This window comes from Desulfosarcina sp. (assembly GCF_055467485.1).
Genome location: NZ_JBUOIV010000104.1, coordinates 1 through 8386 on the forward strand (window position 1 = coordinate 1; position 8386 = coordinate 8386).

General features: G+C 51.2%; 5 protein-coding genes. 3 read left to right on the plus strand and 2 right to left on the minus strand.

The annotated features are described in order from the left end of the window. Together ACZCED_RS24205 and ACZCED_RS24210 are read right to left on the minus strand one after the other, a co-directional pair. Positions 1–1493, minus strand: a 1493-nt coding sequence (locus tag ACZCED_RS24205; RefSeq protein ID WP_464862015.1) for a TRAP transporter large permease, incomplete at its 3' end; no start/stop codon positions are given. Positions 1494–1767: 274 nt separating this feature from the next. Beyond that, the gene (locus ACZCED_RS24210; protein ID WP_464862016.1) at positions 1768–2745 is read right to left on the minus strand and encodes a sialic acid TRAP transporter substrate-binding protein SiaP; all 978 of its coding nucleotides are present in this window, start codon (positions 2743–2745) and stop codon (positions 1768–1770) included. A 404-nt stretch (positions 2746–3149) separates the two neighbouring features. On the opposite strand from ACZCED_RS24210, the gene ACZCED_RS24215 reads away from it, so the two are divergent. From ACZCED_RS24215 to glgA, 3 genes are all read left to right on the plus strand, one after another. Further along, positions 3150–4445: a glucose-1-phosphate adenylyltransferase gene (locus tag ACZCED_RS24215; protein WP_464862017.1), complete on the plus strand. Its 1296-nt coding sequence runs from the start codon at positions 3150–3152 to the stop codon at positions 4443–4445. 61 nt (positions 4446–4506) lie between these two features. Continuing rightward, positions 4507–6477 carry a fructose-1,6-bisphosphatase gene (locus ACZCED_RS24220; RefSeq protein ID WP_464862018.1) on the plus strand — a complete coding sequence of 657 codons (1971 nt, stop codon included), beginning with the start codon at positions 4507–4509 and terminating at the stop codon, positions 6475–6477. A gap of 298 nt (positions 6478–6775) precedes the next feature. Beyond that, complete coding sequence (gene glgA, locus ACZCED_RS24225) at positions 6776–8221, plus strand: glycogen synthase GlgA (RefSeq protein ID WP_464862019.1); 1446 nt, start codon at positions 6776–6778, stop codon at positions 8219–8221. Positions 8222–8386 lie beyond the last annotated feature (165 nt).

Consider the following 8386-nt stretch of genomic DNA (forward strand, 5'->3'; position numbering starts at 1 on the left):
GGCGCTTGCGGTTTGCGCGGCACCGAACGCGACGACCACCACCATGCTGCGAGCGTCAGCAGCCAGAGAATTGCGAGCGCCTCGGTGGCGCGTTGCCAGAACGATACGGCCGCGATGGCCGCTTCGGTCGGTGTGAAGATTCCGCCTAAAATGCCGCCGACAATAATCACCGGCGTCATCAAGGACAAAACAGCCCGCTGAGATGTGCGCCCCATATTGGTCAGCGAGAAACTGGCGTCTTTGGAATACCCTCTTTTCAGGGAAAACCAAGCTACCAAGCCCATTAGGGCCACAGCCATCACCAGACCGGGAATAAGTCCTGCGGCAAAAAGCTTCCCGATAGAGGTCGACGCCAAGACCCCGAAAACGACCATCGGCAGCGAAGGCGGAATGATCGGTCCGATAGTGGAAGAAGCGGCGGTGACGCCCACGGAGAAATCTGTGTCGTAGCCGGCATCCTTCATGGCCTTGATTTCGATGATCCCCAGTCCTCCGGCATCAGCCACCGCCGCACCGGACATCCCGGCAAAAATAACGCTGGCGGCGATGTTGACGTGGCCGAGCCCACCCGGGAGCCACCCCACCAACGCTTTGGCAAAATCGAAAATACGGTCCGTGATACCCACGGCGTTCATCATTGAACCCGCCATGATGAAAAAGGGGATCGCGATTAGGGGAAAGCTGTCCACGCCGTTGATCATGCGATGCATCAGCACGATTTCCGGTATGCGACCCTCAAAAAAAATAAATACCAGGGACGACACTGCCAGTGATAGCGCCACTGGTACACCGATGATCAACAAAATAAACAGCAGCGCCAGCATCAGCGCCACATAGTACTTGAAAAAGACAAAAATCAGGGCCGCCCCCACCAACGCCGCTAGAAATATTTTACTGATCTGCCCCATGGTAGTGAGCTTCGGCGCCCGGGCGGCCAGTGCGTCGACACCGTCCTTGCTGCGGGTGTTCCACCAAAGGTATCCAGCATAATATAACATCGCACCGAAAGCTGCAGCCACAGTGTAGTAGATCACTTTTTTGGGAATGTCGATCGAAACCATCCGCGCCCTGGTCTGCCCGGACAGTTTGAAACAGAGATAGGCGGCCACGGCAAAGAACACGATGCTGATCAGCGTCACCAGCAGATCCAAACGCTTGGATGTCAGGGACGTAAGGTAGTGATGGAAGAATTCAACCTTGATGTGGGACCGGCGTCGCACTGCGATGGCGCTGCCCACGAAAACCACACCAATCAGCAGGTAGCGTGCGATTTCTTCGGTCCAGGCGATGGAATCGTTGAGAAGGTAGCGGCTGCCAAATTGGAGCAGGACAATGGCTCCCAGAATCCAGAACAATACCAAGGCTACCCAATCAATTGTCGACAATCGGGTCGGCATTACAAACCCCATTCCGGTTGAGGTGTCCTCGCCTCGAGCTTTCTGGTGCCGTTTCTCCGACATGCCCGTCCGGGCTGGTTCCATTTGGTCTGCCATGCTTACCTTCCCCTGCGACCCAAAGCCGCGGCGGCGCGCGCGAATTCTCCTTACCTATCCGGAATGTCCGGGCGTTAATAAACTCACCACAGGGGCCTGGCAACCTCTGCCCCGTTTTAGCCCCAAACGGCGATCACCCAGTGGAGGAATCCTTGCACGCGCTAAGTTGTTTCTAAGCATCCTTTAAATAGTTGGAAAAAAATTGTATTTCGCATAATAGTAGGATTATTGGTCATATTGACTTTCTTTTTTATGATCGTAAGGGAAAACCGATTTACCGAATCGCCTGGACCGCGTCGTATATTTCCTTCGACCAGGCCACGCCCTTTGCCGTATGCGCCTTGACGGTCGCATTGCGGAACAGCGAGCGGTCGACTTTCAATACCGTAGTCTCAGGCGGGTCGTTCAACTCCGCCGCCAGTGCATCTTCGGCGGCTATCACGTCCTGGGTGACGCCGTTGGCTGCTTCCTGGAAAACCGCTTTAAAGATCGCCTGATCCTTCGGGGAGAGCCTATCCCAGGTCACGCCGCTCATGACCGTAAAAATGCTGTCCATCATGTGGCCGGTCAAATTGATATACTTCTGCACTTCATAAAACTTTTTGGACTTGATAACCGCCAGGGGATTTTCCTGGGCGTCCACCACGCCCTGCTGAAGCGCCAGGTAGACCTCGGCAAAGGCGATCGGCGTGGAATTAGCTCCCACCGTGTCCGGGAACATTTTGTACAACGGTGCATTGGGTACACGGATTTTAAGGCCCCGCATGTCCTCCGGCGTATTAATGGGTTTGTTGGAGGTTACGTGTCGAAAGCCATAGAATGGGTTGGCCAGAATTACATTTCCGGTGCTTTTGTAAAATCCTTGGGCTAACTTTTCAAAAACGTCGCTGTTGCTGAATTTTTTCCAGTGGTCCATGTCGCGGAACATATAGGGTGCGGCAGCAATACCGATCGGCGGGTATGCGTTGGCGGCAAAGGCCACCGAAGGGTAGGAGAAGTCCACAGCGCCCATAGATAGGGCTTCGTCCAGATCCGCCTGCTTGCCAAGTGCGGAGGCGGGGAACACTTCAATTTTATAACGGCCTTCGGTCCGTTTTTCGATTTCCTGGGCCGCCCACACCGCCCATTGGTGAAGGGGATGAGTGCTTTCGGAGACATGACCGAATTTCAATACTTCTGCCGCCCCGCCAATAGTTACCCAGCAAAAAATCAATGCCAGTGCTCCTACCATGCATTTGATCATAGATTTCATTGTAGTACCTCCCGTAACTCTGAAAATTAATAATTAAAATCCATTTATTGTCCGTGCCGTCAATGCACAAGCTCAATAAGTCACCATGGTGTTTGGTATACCAGACACCGAATACCAGTGTCAAGGTTTTTTTCAAAGAGGGTTGACCATGGCATTGCATAGCTGGTATACCAGATACCATATTTATCGGATAGCTCCCTTCTGATACATGTCTTTTTAATATTGTGAAAACGCTCACGGTGAACTTTCCAAGGGCGGTCTGGTGAATTCCTTTAAGCCCAGGAAACAATGCAGCCTGGTGACAGGATCATTTTCGATGCTGGTGGAGACGCTCAGACGTGGACAAGCTAAGAGAGATCGATTGGCCAGAGGGCTAAAGAACTGGTTGCCGCGATAAATAGTATATGGAGCGGTTAATTAATCATCAATTAGAGGGGACCAAAATGTTGCAGATGCAAAATGTATTGGGTCTGATAATGGGCGGTGGGCAAGGGTCGCGACTGTATCCATTAACCAAATTGCGGGCCAAGCCAGCCGTGCCCTTGGCGGGTAAATATCGTCTGATCGATATTCCCATCAGCAATTGCCTGCATGCCGGCATCGATAAGATCGCCATCTTGACCCAGTATAATTCGGTTTCGCTGCACCGCCACATCCAGCGTACCTACGCGCGAGACATGTTCACCGAAGGCTGGGTGCAGATTCTGGCGGCCGAGCAGACACCTCAAAGTACCGGATGGTATCAGGGTACGGCCGATGCGGTGCGGCAGCAGCTCATGGAGATCGAGGCTACGCGCACAAAATATGTCCTGATTCTGGCCGGCGATCATCTATACGACATGGACTATCGCGCCTTTGTCGACTATCACGTGGAAACAGGGGCCGATATCACCATGGCGGTGCAGCCGGTTACGGCCGATCTGGCCCCCGCCCTGGGTATTCTCAAGCGCAGCGACGGCGGCCAGATTGAGAGTTTCACCGAAAAGCCCCAACCCGCAGCACTGATAGGTCTGGAAAGTATGCCCGGCCCCGATAAACCCTATCTGGCCTCCATGGGAATTTATGTCTTTCGTACCGACTTGTTGTTTGAGGTACTCAAATCCGAAGGGGACGATTTTGGTAAACATATCATCCCCAGTGCCCTGGCCGATTACCGCGTGATGGGCTATGTCTACAACGGCTATTGGGCGGATATCGGTACTATCCGTGCGTTTTATGAAGTGAATCTGGAAATGGCGTTGCCTGATCGGCCGTTCGATTTTTATATTCCCGGGCGGCCCATCTACAGCCGTGCCCGCTTTCTGCCGGCATCCGAAGTGCACGGGGCCCAACTTGACCGCACACTGCTGGCGGACGGTTGTCGGGTGAACCAAGCAGACATTCGTGACGCTGTCATCGGCCTACGCAGCCTGATCGGCCCTAAGACAAAGATTCGTTCTTCGATCGTCATGGGTGCAGATTATTATGAAACCGAGGCGGATCGAGCCGAAAACAAACGGCTCGGTAGACCCGATATCGGCATTGGCGAAGGCACCGTCATCGAAGGTGCCATCATCGATAAGAACGCCCGCATCGGTCGTGATGTTTGTGTCCGCTATCTGCCTGACCGCCCCGACAGCGAAACGGACAACTGGGCAGCCCGGGACGGTTTGGTGGTTATTCCTAAAGATGCGGCCGTTGCCGATGGAACGGTGATTTGATTTAAGGCAATCTATTGAAAGCAATGCGGAGCATCTTTCGAGCCAAAGAGGAATCGACTCCATGGACCCACTTCCAAATCATATACGCTACCTGAACCACCTGGCAAAAGCTTACCCGTCACCGGAGACTACCGCCGAGGCCATTATCAACTTGCAGGCACAGCTTATCCTACCTAAGGGCACCGAGCATTTTATCTCGGATATTCATGGTGAGTTTGAAGCCTTTTGCAAAGTAGTCAGCCATGCCTCCGGTGCGATCAAGCGCAGGATCGCAGAAATTTTTGGCGACACCTTGTCTGATGCAGAAAAAGTGAATTTAGGAGCCTTGATTTACACACCTGAAACGATGTTGGGGGTTATGCTGCCCGTTGCTGGCGAGCAACGGCAGTGGTATCGAGACACCTTGTTGCGACTGATCCGTGTATTGCGCTCGGTTTCATCGAAATACCCGCGCGCAAAGGTTCGGCGGTTGATCGAAGGTCGATTTGAAGCCCTGGTTGAAGAACTGCTCTACGAACAGGAACAATTGGCCGATAAGTGCGATTACTATCAAGGCTTGATTGAGACAATCATCACCACCGGCCACGCCAAGGCCTTGATTGTCGTCCTAACCCAAGCCATCCAATGCCTGGCCATCGATCATCTGCATGTGGTGGGTGATATCTACGATCGCGGTCCCAGTGCACATCTCATCGTAGACCGCCTGATGGCCTATCACAGCGTCGACATTCAATGGGGCAATCACGATATCTTGTGGATGGGAGCGGCAGGCGGTAGTGATGCCTGCATCGCCAATGTTATCCGTATCTCCTTACGTCACGGCAATATGGAGACGTTGGAAAACGGGTATGCCGTGAGCCTTTTGCCGCTGGCCTCCTTTGCGATCGAAACTTACGGTAATGCCCCCTGTAACCAGTTCATGCCGCAGGGGTTCAATCAGTCTGACGATTCGGAAGGCGAGCGCAGACTGATGGCCCAAATGCACAAAGCGATCACCATTATACAATTCAAGCTTGAAGCCCAGATCATCAGGCGCCGCCCAGAATACGGCCTTGTGGATCGTTTACTCCTGGATAAAATTGACTTCGAACAGGAAACCGTTAAGATAGACAATCGTATCTATTCTCTGCTTGACACCGAATTTCCAACGGTTGCGCCCCACGATCCTTATGCCTTAACCCCTTCTGAACAACATGTGATCGCACGATTGAAACTGGCATTTTTAAACAGTGAGAAACTACAGCGGCATGCACGCTATCTCTTTGCCGAGGGCAGCATCTATAAAACCTACAATGGGAATCTGCTCTACCACGGCTGCATCCCCATGAACAACGATGGTTCCTATAAATCATTGCGACTCAACCAGACGGATTACGCCGGAAAGGCGCTGATGGAGAAAATGCACCGCCTGGCCCGGCAGGGTTTTTTTACTACCGACCACCCCACAAAAAAACAGGAAGGTCTGGACGCCATGTGGTACTTGTGGTGCGGTCCCTGTTCGCCTCTTTTTGGCAAAGAAAAAATGGCCACTTTCGAACATTATTTTATTGAAGATCCATCCACCCACAAAGAGCCACGCAACATATACTATACCCTGCGGGACAATGAAGCGACGGTCCGGCGAATCTTGGAGACATTTGGTTTAAACCCAGATGGCGGGCACGTTATTAACGGGCATGTACCGGTGATCGTCAAGAAAAAGGAACGTCCATTGAAAGCCGGCGGGAAACTGATCGTCATCGACGGCGGTTTTTCCCCTGCCTACCAGAAAAAGACCGGCATCGCCGGCTACACATTGGTTTATAATTCATGGGGACTGCTGTTGTCCACACACCAACGACGTGAGGCGAACCCTTCTGCCGACATGGTCATCCACGATATTGACTGCACCACTGAGATCATAGAGAATCAGCATTACCGGGTTCGCATCAAAGATACCGATATAGGCCAAGAAATTCAGGGCCGCATCGAAGAACTGACGGCGTTGCATGATGCATATCGGGAAGGGAAAATAACAAATAAAAAACAATAGCCAAAACCCAAATGACAAACAAATCACAAAATTCAAATCCAAAATTCGAAACGTTCTCATCTTGAAGAGAGGACATTCAAATTACAATATTGGAGCAATTAAAATGACAATCTATTTTTTTGTTGTTGATCTTGTTTGAGATTTAAATATTGCAATTTGGAATTTATTTGAGATTTATAATTTGGTGTTTGCAACTTGTGGTTTCCAGTTTATCCGGGTTAAACTTCGAATTTTACACTTCCCAATTTCCTAATTTATCAACATTCTACAGGTACGTGCCATAGGACAGGTTGATGAAATGAGAATATTATATATCGCATCGGAAATCACCCCTTTTGCCAAAACCGGCGGCCTTGCAGATGTCGGCCAGGCACTGCCCAAGGCGGTAAAAGCACTGGGGCACGACATTCGCACAGTCATGCCCAAATATCTCAGCATAGCGGAACAATATCTTGCCCTGGAGCGTGTAACCCAGTTCACCGTCCAAATGCATAACGGCCTTCAAGGCGCCGTGTTATGGAAAACTGAAAATGATTCCGTGCCCACCTATTTCATTGAGAACGAAGCGTATTTCAATCGCGAGGAGTTTTACGGGCTGGGCGACGAGGATTATCCCGACAATCTGGAGCGGTTTGTGTTTTTTTGCAAGGCGGCCCTGGAGTGCTGCAAGGCCATCGACTTCGCACCCGATGTTATCCACTGCAACGACTGGCAGACAGCCGTCCTGCCGGCGATGCTCAAAGCGACATACGCGGCCTACAACAAGGACCCGTTTTTCAACCCGATCCCGAAACTGGTTTATGCCATCCACAATATCTCGTATCAGGGCCGGTTCCCGGAAAACCAGTGGCGGATTCTATCCCTGCCCCGCAGCTACTACACCTATGATTTTGAATTCTATGGCCAGATCAACCTGACCAAAAGTGCGATTCATTTGGCGGACGCTGTCACCACGGTCAGTGAAACCTATGCGCGAGAGATCCAGACCACCGACTTCGGTTTCGGCCTACAGGACACGTTGCAGGCCCGTAAAGAAGACCTTTACGGGATTCTCAATGGCGTGGATTACCAACAGTGGAGTCCTGAGACCGATCCATACACGTACGGCATTCACTACTCAGCTGATGATTTGTCGGGCAAACGCCGGATCAAATCCAAATTGCGTGCCGAATACCAACTCCCGGATTCAGATGATTTACCTTTAATCGGCATGACCACGCGTTTTGTGGAGCAAAAAGGGATCGATCTGATCACCGAATGCGCCGAGAAGATTCTAAAGCTGGATACGCAAATGATCGTGCTTGGCTCGGGTGAACCGCGTTACCAAGATTTTTTTGAATGGCTGCGGCGCAGCTACCCCGACCGGGTGGGCATTTATATCGGCTTTAATAACGAATTGGCCCATCGGATCGAAGCCGGCGCAGATATCTTCCTCATGCCGTCACTGTTTGAACCCTGTGGGCTGAATCAAATCTATAGCTTAAAGTACGGCACCCTTCCCATTGTCAGGCTGACCGGCGGTCTGGCCGATACCATCGAAGACAGCGTTAACGGATTTACCTTTTTTGACTTCACTGCGCATTACTTTTTTGATGCTGCCCAGCGCGCCATCGAGGTCTATCACAAGCATCCGGACAGGTGGAAACAGATGATGATCACGGCCATGGGTCAGGATTTTTCCTGGAAAAAGTCGGCTGAAAAATATCTCGGCATATACGCCAAGACATTGAGCGTCAAGGTATAATGATGGAATCCGGCAATGTGTGGATGGAAATGAAAAAATAGCCATCAAGGACTCCTGGTTCTACACACCTCTGCGGTTCGAAATGATCTTATGGAACCAGGGTTCTACCTGATGTGGTATGACAGGTTTTTCATTCTACAACATATGGTATGAGGATAAGATTTA